The organism is Bullifex porci, from assembly GCF_009695635.1.
GTDB classification, from domain to species: Bacteria; Spirochaetota; Spirochaetia; order Sphaerochaetales; family Sphaerochaetaceae; genus Bullifex; species Bullifex porci.
Genome location: NZ_VUNN01000026.1, coordinates 1 through 21,014, shown reverse-complemented (window position 1 = coordinate 21,014; position 21,014 = coordinate 1). Strand labels below are relative to the sequence as shown.

Sequence of the window (21,014 nt, the reverse complement as noted above, 5' to 3'; positions counted from 1 at the left end):
TATCCTTCTTTAATCTGAATAGATTCTAATTATTTGACCTGCGGCTTCCTTTGCAGAAATTCTTGCATTCATAGCCCTGCGTTCAATAAGATGATGAGCCTCTGACTCACTGCATCCCTTCTTTTCAATTAATAAGCACTTTGCTTGACTGATAAGCTTAACTTCATCGAGCTTTGTTTGAAGCTTAGCATTCTCTCTCTTTAGCTTTGTTATTTTTCCCCTTACTGATTTCAAAAGTGAAAAGCTTTGACTAAGTACTGGCATGATAATTGGCTTTGAAATTACAGCAATACCACTTTCAGAGCACTCTGAAATAGTTTGATCAAAGAACTCCTCTTTTACAAAGAGTAATACACCTATTTCTGTATTTGAAGCGGCCATTAAGCATAGCTCCATAGCACTATCATCAAGTAATGGAGAATTAACCACTAGGTAATCATAGTATTCATCAAAGAGAGCTCGACGAGCATTTGCAGCTGAGGTAAGTAGGGTACAAGAGGATGGAGAAGCTACCTTTGAAATAAGGCATTCAAGGTTTTTTGCGCTCTTTTCACTTGCAGATACTATTAATATCCTTTCCATCCTAGCTTTCCTAAGTTAAATAGAATTCCATCTCCCTCGCTGCTACTCTTGGGTTGTTACTCTGAGTTGCAGCAATCCAATCCTGTCTCTTTGCTTTTAAGAAGCACTTCACTAAGTGTTCAGGAAGAACACTATTAATAAAATCTGAGCTCTCTGCAGCCTCAACAGCCTCTATCAAGGATTGTGGAAGCGTTTCACCTGCTAAAGAATCATCATACTTTAGGTTTTGTTCAATACCCTCTATAGCAGCTCTAGCCAAAAGAGTAGCTGCAATATATGGGTTTGATGCATTATCAGGGCTACGTAATTCAATACGATTACTATCCTCACCCTTACCCATAGGTATTCTAATTAATAGATTTCTGTTTCCTGTTCCATATGTAAGATTACTAGGAGCCTGGTAGCCACCAAGTCTTTCATAGGAATTTACTATTGGATTTAAGAAAACAGTTATCTCTCTAATATGCTTCAAGATACCGGCTATTACATTCTCTCTGTAATAGTTCATATCCTTTCCATCCTTGCTAACAGATATATTCATATGGAAGCCAGAGCTACACTCATCAAATAGAGGCTTTGGTAAAAATGAAGCATAAAGACCATTTCTAGCAGCTAAAGCCTTTACCATAGCTTTAAATGAAATAATATTATCTGTTGCATCAAGAAGTAGAGAGTGTCTGAAAACGACTTCATTTTGACCTGGACCCTTTTCATGGTGACTGGATTCAAATTTTAATCCCATCTCCTCAAGAGTAAGACATATCTCTCTACGTATGTTTTCACCCTTATCAAGTGGAGCTATATCAAAGTAGCTAGCTCTATCCATTGGTTCATAGGTTGGGTCTCCATTTTCATCTGTTTTAAATAGATAAAATTCAAGCTCAGAGCCAAGATAGAACTCATAGTCCTTTTCAAAGAGCTCTCTCTCGGTCTTTTTGAGCATGTGTCTAGTATCACCAACAAATGGTCTACCATCTGGATGCTTTATATCACAGTAGAATCTTATTACTCTACCTTGACTAGGACGCCAAGGTAGAAATGTCATCGTAGTTGGATCAGGAAATAGGAGTAGATCTGAATCCTCAACATTTAAGAAGCCTCTAATTTGAGAAGCATCAAACCTAACACCCTCTGAAAATGCTCTTTCAAGTGTTGACAGTGATACAGAGATGTTCTTTAGTTGTCCGAAAATATCGCAAAAAGCAAGTCGGACAAAGCTAACATCCTGGTCCTTTGCATAGCTGATTATTTCTGCTGTAGTAAAGCTATTTGCCATGACGTCTCCCTAGATGTTCGTATATAACTGCTTATAAGGATTTGCACTGTTTGGTTCAAGTACAAGGAAATGTTTACTCATTATCTCTTCTTTGTCCATATTAAATATGGAACAAAACTCACTGATTTTTACTCTGATATCATCTAAGTCAGATTTTTGAGCCTCTCTGCAGCTTACCTGAGGAGGTAAATCGAAAGGAGGGTAGTCAGAGCGAAGATAAATCTTTCCACCGTGCATTCCTGTTCCACAGAAATACCCAACTGGTGGTTTTCCATTTTGCTTAAGACCAAGGACAATAATTGTACCCCCTGCTTGGTACTCACCAAGGAAGGAGCCTGCAGCATCTCCAATAACAACTAAAGGCTGCTTATCCTTATATGCTTTCATATGAATTCCTGCTCTATAGCCTGCACAGTCTCTTATATAAATTCTTCCACCGCGCATTGCATATCCACAAGCATCTCCTACTGAGCCATGAATAACAATACGTCCTTCATTCATTGTATCCCCAACTGCATCCTGAGCATTTTCAGTAACCTCTATACTTGAGCCATCAAGATATGCTCCAAGTGCATTTCCTGGAACTCCGTGTATTAAAAAGTTTTTACCCTTCATACCGCAAGCGATAAAGCGCTGTCCCATGACATTATCTAATTCGATATCAGACTCACCACAGGAGCGGATTAATTTATTAAGATCTTTGTAATATTGGTTTTGTGCATTTATCCTAGCCATTATTAAACCTCCTTAGCGAGCATGCTCTTTCTTTCCTTAAGTGCAAAGGCAGCAAGAGATGGTTTTTCCTTAAGTGTGTTCCAATCGATAGAAGAAAGTGAGGTCTCATTTCTTACTACAGCTGTGTAAATACCCGCTCTATCGACAGCTCTTCCCATTAGGATGAAGCCCTTTAGCTTATCATCCTTAATAAAGAATTTCTTATAGAAGCTCTCATCTGAGATAACCTCAGCTTCTCCAGTGTAGGTACCTGCTGTGATTATATGGGAGCCAAAGAAGCCAATTGCGTTCATCGCAACTGGGTTAGTAAAGTGCTTTTCCTCTCCAGCCATGTTAACACCGGCAGTTTCACCCTGAAGCGTTGCATTAGGAATAATTGCAATAATTCTATTTTCCTTAAGTGTAAGCTCCTTCTGCTCACATACATCTCCAGCTGCATAAATATCAGGACTTGAGGTTCTTGACATGTCATCAACAATTATTCCTCTACCACACTCAATCCCTGCGTCCTTAGCAAGCTTAATATTTGGTCTAACACCTACAGCTAGAATTAAAACATCAAAAGAAATTTCTTCATTTGTTGTTAGAATTGCACTGTTTTCTTTAAACTCACTTGCGCTACAGCCTAGGTGGAATTTTATTCCCTTATCCTCAAGCTCCTTTTGTACAATTTTAGATGCTTCCTCATCCAAAATTGATGGAAGAACTCTAGGTGCAAGATCAACTACAGTAATAGATTTTACTCTTTCAAGAAGGCCCTCTGCAGCCTTTAAGCCAATTAAGCCCGCACCAATAATTAGGACATTTTTCTTTTTATTTACAGCTTTTTCGACACTCTTCATATCATCAAGAGTCATGAATGAGAACTTATCCTTTACATTCTCTAGACCCTTCATTGGTGGAATAAAAGGTGATGAGCCTGTAGCGATTAGAAGCTTATCATAGCTAACATCATTTCCATTTGAGAGCTTTAGTAAATGAGCCTCTGGATTAATTTGTACTACTTCACTATCTGTTAAAACAGTGATGTTGTTTTCCTCATAAAACTCCTGAGGTCTAAGATAGATATTCTCTTCCTTAGCCTTTCCACATAGCACATAGCTTATAACAGGTCTTGCATAGGAAGGGTAGTGCTCCTTTGTGATCATAGTGATATGAGAAGTTTTATCGACACTTCTAATGCCATTGATACATCCTAAAGCTGCATAGCTATTTCCTATGATTACATATTCCATACTATCTCTCCTCAAAAACAATTGCTTTATTTGGACAACCCTCTACACAGGCAGGAGTTTTTCTTCCATTGTCTGTGCAAAGCTCACATTTACCCATTACCTTTTCCTTTGTAGGTCTTAGGGCTCCATATGGACATGCCATAATACAGGAGTAGCAAAGTACACATCTATCCTTATCGATTCTTATCATGTCGCCATCTCTAAAGATTGCACCTGCTATACATGATTTCAAGCAAAGAGGGTCCTTACACTCTCTACAGTTAACTGCAAAGTGAACACCATCATCTCTATCCTCAATTGTAATTCTTGCATCTAAGCTTTTGTCCTTACATGCTAAGATCATGTCATCTTCATTTGAGTTAGCAAATGCACAGTTATATTCACAGAGGTGACAACCTAAGCACCATTCTTCATTAACATATACTCTTTTCATGGTCATTCTCCTGCATGCTTGATACCAAGAATATCAAGCTCTTCTCTTGTAAGACCGATACCTCTAAGCATCGCTCTATTTCCTCTAAGTGCTTCAATTGAGTTAATACCCATACCACCCATCATCTCTTTGATTTCATGCTGCCAAGCATGAATAAGGTTTACTAGCTTTTCTGAACCGATTTCTGGGTTTAAGCGCTTTACTAGATCAGGTCTTTGAGTTGCTATACCCCAGTTACATCTACCTGAATGGCAGCTTCGGCAGAGGTGACAGCCCAATGCAATAAGTGCACTAGTTGCTATATAAACGGCATCTGCACCAAGAGCTATAGCCTTTACGATATCTGCAGAGGAGCGAATAGAGCCACCTACAACTAGTGAGACATCATTTCTAATTCCTTCATCTCTTAATCTCTTATCGACAGATGCAAGGGCAAGCTCAATTGGAATACCTACGTTATCACGGATTGCAGCAGGAGCAGCTCCTGTACCACCTCTAAATCCATCTATTGCAATAATATCTGCTCCAGATCTTGCAACACCTGAGGCAATTGCTGATACGTTATGAACAGCAGCAATCTTTACGATAACAGGCTTGGTGTAATTTGTAGCTTCCTTTAATGTGTATACTAGCTGCCTTAAATCCTCAATTGAGTAAATATCATGGTGAGGAGCAGGGCTAATTGCATCACTTCCTTCTGGGATCATACGAGTTTTAGATACATCTCCTACAATCTTTGCGCCAGGAAGGTGTCCGCCAATACCAGGTTTTGCCCCCTGTCCCATCTTAATCTCTAAAGCAGCTCCTGCCTTGAGGTAATCTGGGTGAACACCAAAACGTCCAGAAGCAATTTGTACAATTGTATTTGGGCCATATTCATAGAAGTCCTCATGTAGACCACCTTCACCAGTGTTATAGTAGATTCCTAATTTCTTAGAAGCCATAGCAAGTGATTTATGAGCGTTATAGCTAATTGAGCCATAGCTCATTGCTGAGAACATTACTGGAACCTGAAGCTCAAGCTGAGGTGTTTCGTCACACTTAATTCTTCCGTATTGGTCTCTTACAATTTTATCATTTTTGTGACCAAGGAATACTTTAGTTTCCATAGGCTCTCTAAGAGGGTCGATAGATGGGTTAGTTACCTGGCTTGCATTGATTAAAATCTTATCCCAATAAACTGGATAATTCTTTGGAGTACCCATACTTGCAAGTAATACACCACCACTTTCTGCTTGACGATAGATATTTGTAATCTTTTCGCCTGTCCAGTTTGCATTTTCTTTGAAGGTGTGGTCACTTTTTACGATTTTTAATGCACGGGTAGGGCAGAGTGCTACACAGCGATGGCAAGCGACACATTTTGATTCATCACATATCATCTTACCTCTTTTAGTATCGTAGTGATGTACTAGGTTAGCACATTGTCTCTCACAAACCCTACAGGAAATACATCGGTCATAGTTTCTAACGACCTCGTACTCTGGATAGATGTAATTTATTGCCATCTTTATGCCTCCACTCCTTCATTTAGTGTTACGATTACAGGTTCTCCACCCTTTGGGTACCAAATCCTATCTGGGTTTGGCTCAATTATCTTTATTGCGCTTTCCTCAGAGGAGAAATAGACCATATCATTCTTCTCTGCCGCAACTAATGATCTAAGCTTTAATCTGTCATTTAGTGCCATTAAGCCACCGTCAAAGCCCAAGATTATTGAGAACGGTCCGTTAATTAATAGTGATGAGAAGGTATTTCTAAGGTATGTGTACTCTCTCTTTTTATCCTCATTCATCCTATCTATTGTTGACCAGAAAGGAGCAGCAATTACATGTGCACACTCTTCAAGTGAAAGCTTTTGCTTTCTATGAAGGTAATCGATCATGTAGGTAATTACCTCTGTATCGGTTTGAAGAGTACAGCGATATCCATACATCTCTATTGCTCTTCTATTTGCATCATATGATGAGATTTCTCCATTATGTACAATAGAGTAGTCGAGAAGTCCAAATGGGTGAGCACCTCCCCACCAGCCTGGTGTATTGGTAGGGTATCTACCATGAACTGTCCATGCATATCCTTCGTATTCATCTACTCTGTAGAATCTACCAACATCCTCAGGATAACCAACGGCCTTAAAGATACCCATGTTCTTACCTGATGAGAAAACATATGCACCCTTAATATGAGTATTAATCTTTACCACACAACGAACTGTATACTCATCCTCCTCTAACTGGCTTTGTGCAAGCTTTGTTGGAAGAGGTGTTACAAAGTATCTCCAAATTAATGGCTCGTCTGTAATGTTTTTATTCTTTTTTGTAGGAATCTTAGAGAGGTTTACAATATCAAAATGCTCATCGATAAAGTCTTCAGTAATGTGTCGTGCATCATCACTGTCATAAAATACATGAAATGCATAGAAGTCCTTATACTCAGGATAAATACCATAGCCAGCAAATCCACCACCTAGACCATTTGATCTATCATGCATAATGCTGATGGATTTTATCATTCCTTCTCCTGAAAACTTTCTTCCAGTTTTGGAGAACATGCTAGATATAGCACATCCTGCAGGAATTCTTACGTCACCTTCCCTCTGAAAACTTTCCATATGCGCCTCCTGAAAAAGAAAAGGCACCTTACGACAGACATCCCCTATAATAGGAGATATTTGTTGTAAGACGCCTTTGTCTTCAACGTGATTAACAGAGAGAGTGCATGTCAAAGCAGCCTTCCCCTCTGCTTTTAGCGCAAATATAACGAAAAGAAAAAAATCTTGTAAAGTACTTTTATCCTCTTTTTTTCGAAAAATTATGATTTTTCAAATTGCACATAATATAATAAAAAGCATGTTAAAAATCATCGCAGATTTACATACTCACACTATAGCAAGTGGTCATAGCTATGGAACTATAAGAGAAATGGCTAAAGCAGCAGATAGCAGAGGACTATTAGTATATGGGCATAGCGACCATGCTCCAGGGATTCCTGGAACGTGTCATCCCTTTTACTTTGCAAACTTTGAATCTCTTCCAAGGTTTTTGTATGGCGTTAGAATTTTAGGCTCAAGTGAGATAAATATTTTAGATGATGGCTCCCTTTCTCTTGAAAAGCGATTTATCGATTTGCTTGACTATGGAATTGCTGGAATACACCTTAATTGCTACCAAGACCAAGGAAAGAAGAGGAATACTGAAAATGTGATAAAGGCGATGAGATGTGAAAAAATAAAGATTATCTCCCATCCCGATAGTAATAAAACTCCTCTTGATTATCCAAGCTTAGTTGATGCAGCTAAGGACTACTCTGTTGCTTTGGAAGTCAATAATAGTTCTCTTGAAAATCCTGATAGTCGTCCTGGCTGTTATGAGAACTATAAAAAGCTACTTAGTCTATGTATGAAAAGAGAAGTTAACGTCGTAATTAGCTCTGATGCACATGATCCATCTCAGGTGGGAGAGTTTAAAAAAGCTATAAATTTTCTTGATGAAATTCAATTTGATAATTCATTGGTGATTAATGCATCCTTAGCAAAGCTAATGCCTTTTTTGTGCTTTACCAATTCCTAAAAAAGGTGCAAGCTAAGAGGAGGTAAAGCTATTTTATTTGTTGCAATTTGTTGACACAAAAGAAATTGAAAAATATTTATAAAAATTTTTAAAATTTGGGTTGACTAAAACTTAAGTTTTTTTGTACAACACTTGCATAACAAGGACGTTATGGCATTTGCCTAAGCGTCCTTTTTTTATTCGGAAGGAGAAAAGTTATGGAAACAGTTGCTGATTATTTCGGCTCTCTAGTATTTAATGACGAGACAATGAGAAACCGCCTGCCAAAGGATGTGTATAAAGCTCTTAAAAAGACAGTTGCAGAGGGTAAGGACCTCGATCTTAATGTTGCTAATAGCGTTGCAAATGCAATGAAGGCTTGGGCAATTGAACATGGATGCACACATTACACTCACTGGTTCCAGCCTATGACAGGTATCACAGCTGAGAAGCATGAAGCCTTTATCTCTCCAATTGATGGAGGTAAGGTCCTCTTAGAGTTCTCTGGTAAGGAGCTTATTAAGGGTGAGCCAGACGCTTCTTCTTTCCCATCAGGTGGAATTAGAGCTACATTTGAAGCTCGTGGATATACAGCTTGGGACCCAACAAGCTATGCATTTATTAAGGATGATACACTTTGTATCCCAACAGCATTCTGTTCTTACTCAGGTGAGGTCCTCGATAAGAAGACTCCATTATTACGCTCTATGGAGGCTGTATCTGAGCAAGCTGTTAAGGTATTACACCTATTCGGTAAGACAGATGTTAAGAAGGTCAATACAACAGTTGGTCCTGAACAGGAATATTTCTTAATTGATAAGAAGGACTATGCTGCTAGAAAGGACCTTATTTATACAGGTAGAACTCTTCTTGGTGCTCGTTCTCCAAAGGGTCAGGAGATGGAAGACCACTACTTTGGTGCTATTAGAAGTAGAGTTTCTGCTTACATGAAGGATCTTGATAGAGAGCTCTGGAAACTGGGTATCAATGCAAAGACAAGCCACAACGAGGTTGCTCCTTGCCAGCATGAGCTTGCCCCAGTTTTCGGAACTACTAATATTGCAGTAGACCACAACCAGCTCACTATGGAGCTTATGAAGAAGATCGCAGACCGCCATGGCTTTGCTTGTCTCTTACATGAGAAGCCATTTGCAGGTGTAAACGGTAGTGGTAAGCATAATAACTGGTCAATTAGTACAGATACTGGCATAAACCTCCTTGAGCCAGGTGATAATCCTAAGGATAACGCTCAATTCCTCCTCTTCTTGGTAGCCGTCATCAAGGCAATCGATGAATATCAAGACTTAATGAGAGTATCTGTTGCCTCAGCAGGTAACGATCATCGTCTTGGAGCCAACGAAGCACCTCCTGCTATCGTCTCAATGTTCCTTGGTGACGAGCTGACCGAGATATTAGAAGCTCTTGTTAGCGGTAAAGCTGTTAATGGTAAGGGTAAGGTTCAAATGGAGCTTGGTGTACATGTTCTCCCAGCTTTCCCTAAAGATACAACAGATAGAAACAGAACAAGTCCATTTGCATTTACTGGTAATAAGTTCGAGTTCAGAATGCTTGGTTCTTCCTTCTCTGTTGCTGGTCCAAATATTGTACTTAACACTATTGTTGCAAAGGCTCTTAAGGAGTTCTATGAAGAATTAAAGGATGCTACAGACTTCAACGCTGCTGTAACAGAGCTTGTTAAGAAGACCTATAGTGAGCATAAGAGAATCGTATTTAATGGTAATAACTATGCTCCAGAATGGGTTGTTGAAGCAGAGAAGAGAGGTCTCTTGAACCTTAAGAGTTCTCCAGATGCATATGATACCTTCATTGCACCAAAGAATATCGAGCTCTTCAGTGAATTCGGAATCTTTAACTCTGTTGAAATGCACTCACGTTATGAGATCCTTAACGAGGAGTATTCAAAGACTATCCATATCGAGGCTACAACACTTATTGATATGGTTAACAGGCAGGTTCTCCCAGCTTGCACAGGCTATGCAGGTAAGGTTGCTGCTGCTGTTAATGCAAAGAAGCTTGCACTACCTACTCTTGAGTGTAAGAGTGAGAGCGCATTAATCTCTGAGATTACAGCCTTAGTTGATAATCTTGAAAATGCTGTAACAGAGCTTGAGAAAGCAGTTGCTCTCTCTGCTGAATATAGTGGTAGTGACTTAGCTCACTATACAAGAAACTCTATCATCCCATTGATGGATGATGTAAGAGGATACGCAGATAGCTTAGAGCTTATCGTCGATCAGAAGGATTGGCCTTATCCTACATATGGTGAGATGCTCTTCTACGTATAATTATTTTTAATCTACCTTCCCTGAGGGTGTCCTGCAAATAGCAGGCCCCTCTTTTTTATACAAAAAAAACCTTCTTAGAGCTTTTCTTCCAAGAAGGCTTTTAAAATTAAAGTGTTAAGAAGGCTTTGTAGCAGTTATATGCACTTTCAACATCGAATGCACTTGTGATTTCCCATGGTGCATGCATTGAAAGAACTGCAACTCCACAATCGATTACTTCCATACCGTAGTATGCTGCGAACTTGGCAATTGTACCGCCGCCACCAACATCAACTCTAGCCATCTCAGCCATCTGGTATGTAACATTATTTTTATCCATTACCTTTCTAAGCTGAGCGATAAACTCAGGGTTAGCATCGCTTGCTCCTGATTTACCACGAGAGCCTGTATATTTATTAAATACTACACCACCTGAGAGTGTTGATGAGTTTTGCTTATCATATAGCTCTGTGTGAAGTGGATCATATGCACTGTTTACATCGCTTGAGAGCATATATGAGTTTCTTAAGCATCTTCTAAGTGCTAGATCACTTGATTTACCAAGGAGAGCTAATACCTCAGAAACGATATTTGGGAGTAGCTCGCTATTCATACCTGTTGAACCAGTTGAGCCGATTTCTTCCTTATCAACAAGTAAGCAGCAGGATGTTCTCTTTGGAGTTTCTGTTTGCTCAACAAGTGCCATTAAAGATGTATATGAGCAAACTCTATCGTCCTGTCCATAGCCAAGTATCATAGAACTATCAAGACCAAGGGTTCTTGCTCTTCCAGCAGGAACAACCTCTAGCTCAGCAGATAGAAAGTCCTCCTCTGTAATGTCATAGCGCTCCTTTAGAATCTCTAGGATTGCATTTTTACCGCTATCATTATCCTCACTTCCTCTTGGTGTTAAGCCAACTACTAGATCTAAATCTTCACCAGGGAAGAACTCTGAAGCTGTTTTCTTCATTTGGTCCTGTGCGATGTGTGGAAGAATATCTGAGATACAAAGAGATGTATCCTCCTCATCCTCTCCGATATTAACTAATGCACAGCTTCCATCCTTCTTAAAAACAACACCATGGATAGCAAGAGGCATAGCAACCCATTGGTATTTTTTAATACCACCATAGTAGTGAGTATTTAGATATACAATACCTTCCTTCTCATAAAGAGGCTTCATCTTTAAATCGAGTCTAGGTGAGTCAATGTGTGCACCAAGAATATTCATACCATTCTCGATATCATCTTGACCAATATGGAATAAAGCAATTGATTTATCTCTATTAATAAAGTAAACCTTATCACCTGCCTTAAGCTCACTCTTATCGCAGAGCTCTACATAACCACAAGCTTTTGCAATAGCAACAGTTTGACTAACACACTCTCTTTCTGTCTTACCATTATCTAAGAAAGCTTTATAGCTATTAATTAGTGTTTCGTTCATAATTTTCTCCAATTAACTAAAATATAAGAGATTTCTTCTTATGTGTTAAGCATTAAAAAATGATCCAGAGCTTAATTGCTCTGGATTATATAGTCTATTTAAATTCTTTAAATCTTGGCATCATTTTAGATGGATCAAAATCCTCAGGAGGAGCTTTTCTCATTTGTCCAAAATCCATCTCTTGTGATTCTCCTGTAATATAATCATTAATAGTAAGCTCTTTTTTATCTCCTCTTACCTTTGCATTTGAGATAATACCATTAAATAGATTTTTACCACTAAGCTTTGCATCTGAGATGTAGTAATAAGTAGAGTTTAATTTGATATCATCACTTGCAAGTAAAAGTGCATTTTTACTTTCATGGCCTTCTGGAATTGTATAAGCAATTACCACATTTCCTTTTTCATCTAGGAGTGCAAAGGAATTTCCTTCTATATTATCTCTAATTACACACCCTGTACTATCACTTACCTCTGGAGCATTATTGTTACCACCTGAGATAGCTATTAAGGTTCCTCCAAGGTATGAAAAATTCTCAGCTGAGTCACAATCTATACCCATCTCTGGAGCATTTGAGCCAAGTGCTATTGTTGTTCCGCCTGTTATTTTAATGATTCCATTTGAATCTATTGCGTCGGCAGCTCTACTTTGACAGAATATATATCCACCATTTATTTCAATAGCTGAGCCTGCATTAAGTGCATCATCGTTTGCTGATACTTGGATTATACCACCATTAATTACTAGCTTATTCTTTGCTTCAATACCCTCAGGGGAGAGTGAGTTCTCTTCGCTGTACTCATATATTTCACCTGTTGTAATGATAGTAACCATACCATTATTAATATATAGCGATGGATCTGGGTCATCTGAAGTATCAGGAGTTTCTGCATCCTCCTCTAGCTTCCAACCTGCAGTGATACCCTTATCAACGCTTTCAATGTAGAGTCGTCCACCATTAATTACTAGCTTTCCGCTTTCTCTTTCCTCAGTTCCATTTACTTTTATTCCCTTATTCTCAAGTCCGTGAGTATCATTTGTAGCAAATATTGCTATATCACCACCATCCTGGATAAAGTTTGTATCAACACTAATAGCATTTCCATCTGAGGTCTTAGTAGTTGTAATTGTTATAGCCGATGAAAGAACTCTTAAATTTCCATCAACCTTAAAGCCATGCTTTTTATTTGCTATTACATCAAGCTTTCCATTACCTGTGATAATTACATCACCTTCAGCAGTAATTACTCCTTTTTTACTATTATCAATACTATCTGATAGTGAGACATTACCTTCAATATTTAAAAAGCACTTTCCTTCACCCTTAAGAATTATGGCAGGAGTTGTTTTTGCATTTATACTTGCACTTGAGAGTGTAAGCATATATGGAACATCACTTTCTATAGTAAGGCTCTCTAGCTCCTGTGAATTTACTATATAGTTATAAGAAATATTTTCTTCATTTGCCTGAGAGCTATTTATTTCTTTATCTATAAATGAATAACTTTCTACTAAATCCATCTCGTTATAGAGAGTGTATATATTATCTGGAGCTGATACACTTTCTAAATAGGCTTTGCTATCGAGAGTGGATGTAAAGGTAACAATTTCATTGTTAGAGAAGCTACCCATTTTTCTTGGTACCATAATAGGCTGGTCAACATTCTTGACCATATCTGAAACAGTTACTTCTTTTCTTTTAATTATTGGTTGTTGCTCTTCAGTAGTTGTAGTGCTACAGCTTATTAGCAATAGCATAAAGATTAATAATGATGATAATACCTTCATAGCTTTTCCTTTGATGATAAAAACTAAGATAAAATGATTTATGGAGCAATATTTAAGGATGTAATTCCACAAAAAGTACAAATATAATATTTAAAAAAGACAAAAAGTAATTCTTTTAAATAAAAAAGAGTTATACTATTAATTTATGATAAAGAATAGGAAAAAGATTCATACCGTACCTCTTAAGGAGCAAATTCAAAATCATAAGGGGTTATTCGTTGTCTATGTTCTTTTAAGAGCGTCTGTTATTCTCACTCTAGTTGCTCAAGCCTTTAATAGAGATTGGGAGAGTGTGTTCTTCTGTGTATTAGCACTTTTCTTAATGACTATACCTTCGTTTATTGAGAATAACTGGCATATAGATATTCCAGATACGCTTGAAATAATTGTTATAGTATTTATTTATGCAGCAGAGATATTAGGTGAGCTGAGAGCCTATTATATTAACGTTCCCTTTTGGGATACTATGCTTCACACGACAACAGGCTTCTTAGCTGCAGCGGTAGGCTTTTCTCTTTGTGATATCTTTAATAGAAATGAGAATATTAAATTTAATCTTTCTCCTTTCTTTCTTGCCTTTGTAGCTTTTTGTTTTTCAATGACAGTTGGTGTTCTTTGGGAGTTCTTTGAATTTAGTATGGATTTCTTTACCGGCTCAGATATGCAGAAGGATACTATTGTTCATGCTATACATACAACAATGCTTGATCCAACAAAATCAAATAGAGTAGTGCACATCATAGGAATAACAGATGTTATTCTCTCTGATGGAACCTCCCTTGGTCTTGGTGGATATTTAGATATTGGTATTATCGATACTATGAAGGATTTATTTGTAAACTTTATAGGTGCAGTTGTCTTCTCATTTATTGGTTACTTCTATGTTAAGAGTAGAGGAGAAGGTCGTTTTGCTAGAAGATTTATCCCAACAATGAAGTTTGATGAATTAAAAGAGGCTGAAGAAAAGGTCGCAAAGAAGAAGGAGAAAAAGAAATGAAGGTAGGTTTTATTGGTTGTGGCCATATCGCAAGAACTATGGCTGAAACAGTTAATAACACTAAGGGCTTTGAGCTCTATTGTGTTGCTGCTAGAGATGTAGATAGAGCAAATGCCTTTAAAGATGAGTTTGGTGCTAAGAAGGCTTATGGCTCCTACGAGGAATTAGTAGCAGATGATAATGTTGAATTAGTATACATTGCAACTCCTCATTCTCACCATAGAGATCATATGATGCTTTGTATTGAGCATAAAAAGAATATTCTTTGTGAGAAGGCCTTTACAGTTAATGAAGCTGAAGCAAATGAGGTTTTAACTGCAGCTAAGGAGAATGGCGTATTTGTTGCTGAAGCTATTTGGACTAGATATATGCCTGCTAGAAAGCTTATCGATGATATTATTTCATCTGGAAAGATTGGAAGAGTAACTACTATAACAGCTAATTTAGGTTATCAGATTAGTAATAAGGAGCGTATCATTGATCCTTCTCTTGGTGGTGGTGTTTTACTTGATATAGGTATCTATCCACTTAACTTTGCTCTTATGGCAAGAAATAATGTTAATGTAAAGGCTTTAACTGGAATTTGCACTAAAGCAGAGACAGGTGTTGATCTTCAGGATTCAATGACTCTTGCATTTGAGGATGGCTCTATTGCAACTATCTTTGCAGATGCAGAGGTTACCTCAGATAGAAGAGGTTATATCTATGGAACAAAGGGGTATATTGAGGTTGAAAACATTAATAACCCTGAAGTCATTAGAGTCTTTGATGATTCTCGTAAGCCTTTTATGAATAGTGAAATTATTATCAAGAATGATTATAACGGCTATGAGTATGAGCTTATAGAAGCTAAGAAATGTATCGAGGAAGGCAAGCTAGAATCAGAGATGATGAGTCATAAGGAAACCTTGAGAGTAATGCGATTCATGGATGCATTTAGAGCTTCTTGGGGTATTAAGCTATCAAATGAAATTTAAATAACTATACTCGTATAATGAAATTTTTTTCGAGAGGTAGTAATAATTTGCTACCTCTTTAGTTTATGACGTTACAAATTAACCGCCGAGAAAGCCCACGTGCCTTGGCCGTGGGATGAAAGGCGGTAATGCGTAATGCCATAAAATGTGCTATAATGATGTCATGCGGACACTGACAGTAAAACTGTACAATAGCGATGACTTCGGATACCTTAGTGATATGATAAATATCGCCGGTATCATATACAACACGGCACTGACAATCATACAGGACCACTATACCGAAACAGGGAAGCTTTTGGATAAATACGAACTCCAGAAACAGCTCCGTGGTCTTCGCAACGAGGATGAAAACCGCCACTGGCGATATGTGGGAAGTCAGGCGGTACAGGAGATAACCTACAGGATATACAGGGCGTACCGGCTGTTTTTCACTAACAGGGAGAAGGGAGTCAAATGTTCGCCACCGCGTCGTCGCAAGGTCAAAAAGTACAAAAGCGTCACCTACAAACAGGCGGGATACAGATTCCTTACTGGTGGACGTATCAGCATAAACGGACACATTTACAGATACTGGGACTCCTATGACGGACTCCTAGAACGGATCAAAATCAAGACCGTAACGATAAAGCGCAACATACTCGGAGAGTTTTTCGTCTACGTCACCACAGACAGCCCCGTCACCATGCTTGAAACCAGGGACGGGCGCGGTGAGGTCGGCATGGACTTCGGACTCAAGATGTTTCTTACGCTGTCGGACGGCAGTGTGATCAGATCTCCGGAGTTTTTCAGACAGGGAGTAAACGAAGTCCGAAAAGCGAACCGTGCCCTGAGCCGTAAGGTGATGGGGAGCAACGGATACGAGCGTGCACTGAAGGCACTGTACCGCAGGCACTAGGACATCGCGAACAGACGCAGGGACTGGTTCTGGAAGCTAAGCCATGAACTCTGTTCAAGGTACGGCGTCATAGCCATAGAAGACCTTAATATCAAGGGTATGGCGAGGATGTGGGGACGCAAGGTCCACGACTATGCGTTTTCAGAGTTTGTGGAAATCCTAGAGTGGTGTGCCCGAAAGTATGGGACCAGGGTCATCATGATTGGACGGTACTACCCATCGTCCCAAACCTGCTCCGTCTGTGGACATGTGTGGCCGAGCACCAAAGACCTCAGTGTCCGGGAGTGGACCTGTCCAGAATGCGGGGTGTATCACGACAGGGACGTGAATGCCGCGGTGAACATACTCGCTGAGGCAAAGCGTATCATGAACCGAATGGAACAGGCGAAGGACGCCTAGACTATAAGGCGAGGCCGGACGGGTCTCGCGGGCCAGAGACGGTGTAAGACGCCCTTTTGAGTGCAGCCGTCGTTACCATGGCCAGATTCCCATGGGCTTGCCCGTGGGAGTACGTCAAATTAATTTTATTAGTATTATCAAGAAAAGGGGAAAGCTATGTCTGAGTTCTACTACATGAGAGAGTTAAATGTTGGATTATTAATATTTGCATGTTTAGTAGATATTACTCTTCTAATTGGTACTATTATCAACTATAAAAAAACAGGTAGCTTCATTAAGTATTTCTTATTCCTCTTGATAAATGTAATAGTGATGATTACAGGAGAGTGTTTTGTATGGGCATTTACTGGTGATATCACTAAAATACTATGGTTAAAGCTAGGTGCATTTTTATCATTTGGATGTGGCTCTATAGTAAATACACTATTTATATACTGCTTAGTTTCTTTTGTAAGGGAGAAAGAAAAAGTCTCATGGCGATATGCTAACATCTTTGCATTATTCAACTTAACATTCTTAATCATGGTTGTGATTTCTCTTTTTAATGGGATGCTTTTCTTCTTTGATGAAGATGGCTGGTATTGTGATGGCTGGGCATATGGAATAGTAAATATCTTTGATTTCATTACTCTAATAGTTGAGTTATTACTAGTTTATAAATATAAAAAGATACTGTCAAAGAAAGCCTTCTATACAATGCTTTCTTTTTCTGTCTTACCATTTATGTCAATGCTTACAATTCCATATTGGACGCCTACACCAACATACCTTTCTACTACACTTTCACTTATTCTAATTCTAATTCTCTTTCATGGAGAAATTGCAAAAGCATTAGCTGATAAGGAAATACAGCTAGCAAAGAAAGAAAGACAGCTTGCTGATAGCCGAATATCAATTGCATTAAGCCAATTAAGACCACATTTTTTATATAATGTACTTAATTCAATTTACTACCTTTGTGGAAAAGATACTCAAAAAGCTCAAGAAGCAATTAGTACCTTCTCTGACTATTTAAGAGATAATATGTCTTCAATAGAAAAAAGTAAGATGATTCCTTTTGATGATGAATTAAATCATACTAAAACATATTTAGCTCTAGAACAAATTAGGTTTAAAAATATTAGTATTAGCTATGATATCCAAACAACTTCCTTTATGTGTCCTCCTCTATCACTTCAACCTTTAGTTGAAAATGCAGTTAAGCATGGACTATCAAAAAAGAGAGGAGGGGGAACTATATTTATCTCAACTAAAGAAAATGAAGATTGTGTTATCATTGAAGTAAGTGATAATGGATTAGGCTTTGATGTTGATAGCTACAATTTAGATAAAGAAGTACATATTGGTATTAACAATGTAAGAGAAAGAATTAAAAGTATGGCAAATGGTAGTTTTGTTATTTCAAGTATAATTAATGAAGGGACTAAAGCTATAATAACACTGCCTAAAAAGGATATTAATAAATGAAAGTCGTTGTATTAGATGATGAAGAGCTTGCTCTCGAGAACTTAATTGAATGTGTAGAAAAGTGTAAACCAGATGCAGAGGTAGTTGGCTTTCAATATTCTGAGGATGTTTTAGATTATCTTGAGACTAACACTTGTGATTGTGCCTTTTTAGATATCGAAATGAGCGGAATGAATGGTGTTAATCTTGCCAAAATATTAAAAGAAAAAAATAGAAATATTAATATCATATTCTCTACTGGGTTCTCTGAATATCGTGGAGATGCCTTTGATATGCATGCTTCAGGATATATCTTAAAACCTATTACAGTTGAAAAGGTTAAAAAGGAGCTTGAAAACCTTAGATACCCAATTAAAGATGAAAGTCGAATTACTATTAAATGCTTTGGTAACTTTGAAGTCTATATTGATTCTAAGCCTGTTCAATTTAGGTATAATAAAACTAAAGAGCTTCTTGCATATCTTATTGATCGTAAAGGAGCATTATGCACTAATGATGAAATAATGGTGGCCCTCTTTGAAGATGATAACCATGATATATATCTAAGAACACTTAGAAAAGATTTAATTGATACATTTTCTGATAAAGGATTAAATGGTGTGTTTAATCAGCAGAGAGGAAAGCTTGGCATAATAGCTGATAAAGTTAAGTGTGATTACTATAATTGGTGTAATGGAAATAGAATCGGTAATGAATATCGTGGTGAATACATGATGCAATATAGCTGGGCTGAAGATACAAATGGTCTTTTAGAAAATAGTAAATAAAAAATGTAACGCTTTTACAACGCTTTTACCATTAAATTTCTAAAATATGTTTTAAATGGAGAAGCGATAAAAAAGCGATATTTATTATTCTTCCTTTTAGCATTGTTAGCTATTGTTTCTTGTAAAATTGATCCATTTAATACCTATAAAATTGAAATAAATAAGGAGGATGGAAGTGCACCGTACACTCAAATGGTATTAGGTGAGAGTGTCTTTAATCTCCCTTCTGTTTCACCTAAGGATGGAAATATTTTCTTAGGTTGGTATAAAGATGATACATTGCTTGTAGGAAAATCAATATTTGTAGATAAAGATATTGCTTTAGAAGGTAAATGGTACACTCCAAAGAATTAGGCCATTCGCTATTTAGTGTGGGTATAGGGTAAAAAATAGAGAATAAAGACAAAATATGTTAGTCGTCAAAAAGGAGAAGACCTAACATGATAGACGAACACTTTCAGACATTGTTTTCAATGGCACTAGGAATAAGCGAACCATGGTTCATTAGCGATATAACAATGGAACAGAGTGAAAAGGAGCCTACCCGAATGGAAATGCACATTAGTGTTAACTATGCAGAAGGAAGTAAGTTTCAATATCCTGGAGAGGCAGAAGCTGCAAGTGTATATGACACTCATGAGAAAACATGGCACCATATGAACTTCTTTCAGTATCGCTGTTACATAACAGCAAGAGTTCCAAGGGTTAAGCTTTCTAATGGAAAGATAAAAACAGTAGAAGTACCTTGGGGTAGAATTGGAAGTGTATTTACTCTGATGATGGAAGGTGTATTGCTTAGCTTAATGAAGCACATGAGTGTAAGCAGTGTTACAAGAGAAGTTGGAGAACATGATACAAAGCTATGGAGAGTTTTGGATTACCATGTCACAGAAGCTTTGAAGGACCAAAACTTCTCTGATATCACAGGACTAAGTGTTAATGAATACAGGCATAAAGGACATAAATATATCACAGTATTTGTATCACACCCTGAAATCATAATTGATGAAACAGGGAAACGAAAATATATAAAAGAACCACGAGTACTCTTTGTAACAGAAGGAAAAGATAAGGCAGCAGTTGAAAGATTTGTTGCTAGATTTAAAGAAAAGAAAGGAATAGTTGATAATATAAATGTTGCTACTAGCGACATGATCCATGGCTTTAGGAATGCAGTTAAAGAGCTTTTTCCTAATACTATTACAACAGTAGATAAATTCCATGTTATATCGAATTGTGAGACTGTTCTAGATAATGGTAGAAGAAGAGAAACTTCATGTAGAGAAAAGAGAAAGTATGAAAAACTTTCTAAGACAAAGTATATATGGCTAAAAATAGTGAAAACCTTACAGATAAGCAACGAAAGAAATTGGAAGAACTTTTTGAAGTTGAATACCTAGATACAGTTAAGGCATATGATATGAAACTGAGACTTCAAGACTTTTGTTCTTCTCACGATGCCTATGATGAAAGGCTATGCTACGATTTTGAGGATTTAGTTCTATCTTTATGTAACTGTGCAATTCATGAGATGAATAAATTTGGGCAGATGCTCTCTAGAAATGCTGTCGAGATTCTTAATTATTTTGAGACTAAACGTACTAATGCTATCCTTGAAGGATTTAACTCTAAGATTAGTATTATTAAAAACAGAGCAAGAGGGTTTCGTTCTATGAAAAACTTTATCAATATGATTAATGTCTGTTGTGGTAATCTATCTATTCCTTTTGTTCTTATTATGTTGTAGCACTACCCACAGTTAATAGCGAATAACCAATATTTGAAAGTGGCCACATATGGTCTTCGAGTGCTTATATACAAGATCCTTCAAATCCAAATCTGAGTTCGATTTTTGCTAAATATTCATATTCTCTTTATGAGGGAAAAACTAATTACTCTATGCGCCATATACCGTTTAAATGTATTCCTGTAAGGAGTTTCTAAATAATTAAGGGGCTGTTAAAAAACTCAAGGTTTTAAGCGCCCCTACTTACTAATTATATTTATAGCCCTTTCTGACCTGCTTTAGGCTGAAGGGGTTTATTTTTTGCAATCCTGTTAGCAAGTCTTTTTGCAGATGGCTTCTTGAATACCTGTGGTACCGTACCCTCTGGAGCAGTCCAGACTTTGGGAGCCGCCACATTTCTCATGTATTTTCTAATGTTCATCCCAAGTG

20 protein-coding genes are annotated in these 21,014 nt (G+C 37.7%); 11 read left to right on the top strand and 9 right to left on the bottom strand.

Annotation, left to right across the window (positions count from 1 at the left end; translation table 11 throughout):
- Positions 1-9 precede the first annotated feature (9 nt).
- From FYJ80_RS10180 to FYJ80_RS10150, 7 genes are read right to left on the bottom strand one after another with little or no spacing between them, the layout of a single operon-like run.
- On the bottom strand, positions 10-582 hold the full coding sequence (locus FYJ80_RS10180) for an ANTAR domain-containing response regulator (RefSeq protein ID WP_154426560.1): 573 nt from the start codon (positions 580-582) through the stop codon (positions 10-12).
- 10 nt (positions 583-592) lie between these two features.
- A complete protein-coding gene (locus tag FYJ80_RS10175) occupies positions 593-1,858 on the bottom strand; it encodes a glutamine synthetase family protein (protein WP_154426558.1) in 1,266 nt (421 codons plus the stop codon).
- Between the two features lie 9 nt (positions 1,859-1,867).
- Positions 1,868-2,593, bottom strand: a complete 726-nt coding sequence (locus FYJ80_RS10170) for a GltB/FmdC/FwdC-like GXGXG domain-containing protein (RefSeq protein WP_154426555.1) — start codon at positions 2,591-2,593, stop codon at positions 1,868-1,870.
- Positions 2,594-2,595: 2 nt separating this feature from the next.
- A complete protein-coding gene (locus FYJ80_RS10165; RefSeq protein ID WP_154426552.1) occupies positions 2,596-3,828 on the bottom strand; it encodes an NAD(P)/FAD-dependent oxidoreductase in 1,233 nt (410 codons plus the stop codon).
- A 1-nt stretch (position 3,829) separates the two neighbouring features.
- Positions 3,830-4,261 carry a 4Fe-4S dicluster domain-containing protein gene (locus FYJ80_RS10160; RefSeq protein WP_154426550.1) on the bottom strand — a complete coding sequence of 144 codons (432 nt, stop codon included), beginning with the start codon at positions 4,259-4,261 and terminating at the stop codon, positions 3,830-3,832.
- 2 nt (positions 4,262-4,263) lie between these two features.
- Positions 4,264-5,769 carry a glutamate synthase-related protein gene (locus tag FYJ80_RS10155; RefSeq protein ID WP_154426548.1) on the bottom strand — a complete coding sequence of 502 codons (1,506 nt, stop codon included), beginning with the start codon at positions 5,767-5,769 and terminating at the stop codon, positions 4,264-4,266.
- A gap of 2 nt (positions 5,770-5,771) precedes the next feature.
- The gene (locus tag FYJ80_RS10150; protein ID WP_154426546.1) at positions 5,772-6,875 is read right to left on the bottom strand and encodes a class II glutamine amidotransferase; all 1,104 of its coding nucleotides are present in this window, start codon (positions 6,873-6,875) and stop codon (positions 5,772-5,774) included.
- A gap of 238 nt (positions 6,876-7,113) precedes the next feature.
- Between FYJ80_RS10150 and FYJ80_RS10145 the strand changes: the two genes are divergently transcribed.
- Entirely contained in the window at positions 7,114-7,833 is a 720-nt protein-coding gene (locus FYJ80_RS10145; RefSeq protein ID WP_154426544.1) for a phosphatase, read from the top strand.
- Between the two features lie 197 nt (positions 7,834-8,030).
- On the top strand, positions 8,031-10,118 hold the full coding sequence (locus FYJ80_RS10140) for a glutamine synthetase III family protein (RefSeq protein WP_154426542.1): 2,088 nt from the start codon (positions 8,031-8,033) through the stop codon (positions 10,116-10,118).
- A 106-nt stretch (positions 10,119-10,224) separates the two neighbouring features.
- Here the strand turns inward: FYJ80_RS10140 and FYJ80_RS10135 are convergent, their stop codons facing one another.
- On the bottom strand, positions 10,225-11,544 hold the full coding sequence (locus FYJ80_RS10135) for an aminopeptidase (protein WP_154426540.1): 1,320 nt from the start codon (positions 11,542-11,544) through the stop codon (positions 10,225-10,227).
- A gap of 94 nt (positions 11,545-11,638) precedes the next feature.
- Positions 11,639-13,333, bottom strand: coding sequence for a carbohydrate-binding domain-containing protein (locus tag FYJ80_RS10130; RefSeq protein ID WP_154426538.1), 1,695 nt, complete (start codon positions 13,331-13,333; stop codon positions 11,639-11,641).
- Between the two features lie 145 nt (positions 13,334-13,478).
- Here FYJ80_RS10130 and FYJ80_RS10125 point away from each other — a divergent pair, with 145 nt between their 5' ends.
- The 9 genes from FYJ80_RS10125 to FYJ80_RS12410 all read left to right on the top strand — a co-directional run bounded on the left by FYJ80_RS10125 (position 13,479) and on the right by FYJ80_RS12410 (position 20,585).
- Complete coding sequence (locus FYJ80_RS10125; protein ID WP_154426536.1) at positions 13,479-14,330, top strand: hypothetical protein; 852 nt, start codon at positions 13,479-13,481, stop codon at positions 14,328-14,330.
- On the top strand, positions 14,327-15,307 hold the full coding sequence (locus tag FYJ80_RS10120; protein WP_154426534.1) for a Gfo/Idh/MocA family protein: 981 nt from the start codon (positions 14,327-14,329) through the stop codon (positions 15,305-15,307). The genes FYJ80_RS10125 and FYJ80_RS10120 overlap by 4 nt, the downstream gene beginning before the upstream one ends.
- Before the next feature lie 163 nt (positions 15,308-15,470).
- Positions 15,471-16,205: an RNA-guided endonuclease InsQ/TnpB family protein gene (locus tag FYJ80_RS10115; protein WP_206361066.1), complete on the top strand. Its 735-nt coding sequence runs from the start codon at positions 15,471-15,473 to the stop codon at positions 16,203-16,205.
- Positions 16,206-16,208: 3 nt separating this feature from the next.
- Positions 16,209-16,604 carry an RNA-guided endonuclease InsQ/TnpB family protein gene (locus FYJ80_RS12295; protein ID WP_407921436.1) on the top strand — a complete coding sequence of 132 codons (396 nt, stop codon included), beginning with the start codon at positions 16,209-16,211 and terminating at the stop codon, positions 16,602-16,604.
- Positions 16,605-16,760: 156 nt separating this feature from the next.
- Positions 16,761-18,071, top strand: a complete 1,311-nt coding sequence (locus FYJ80_RS10105; RefSeq protein ID WP_154426530.1) for a sensor histidine kinase — start codon at positions 16,761-16,763, stop codon at positions 18,069-18,071.
- Positions 18,068-18,838 (top strand): response regulator, encoded by a 771-nt coding sequence (locus FYJ80_RS10100; protein ID WP_154426528.1) that lies wholly within the window; start codon positions 18,068-18,070, stop codon positions 18,836-18,838. The genes FYJ80_RS10105 and FYJ80_RS10100 overlap by 4 nt, the downstream gene beginning before the upstream one ends.
- Before the next feature lie 102 nt (positions 18,839-18,940).
- A complete protein-coding gene (locus FYJ80_RS10095; RefSeq protein ID WP_154426526.1) occupies positions 18,941-19,192 on the top strand; it encodes a hypothetical protein in 252 nt (83 codons plus the stop codon).
- An 86-nt stretch (positions 19,193-19,278) separates the two neighbouring features.
- Positions 19,279-20,238: a transposase gene (locus FYJ80_RS10090; RefSeq protein ID WP_235899632.1), complete on the top strand. Its 960-nt coding sequence runs from the start codon at positions 19,279-19,281 to the stop codon at positions 20,236-20,238.
- Positions 20,208-20,585, top strand: a complete 378-nt coding sequence (locus tag FYJ80_RS12410) for a transposase (protein ID WP_235899631.1) — start codon at positions 20,208-20,210, stop codon at positions 20,583-20,585. The genes FYJ80_RS10090 and FYJ80_RS12410 overlap by 31 nt, the downstream gene beginning before the upstream one ends.
- Positions 20,586-21,014 lie beyond the last annotated feature (429 nt).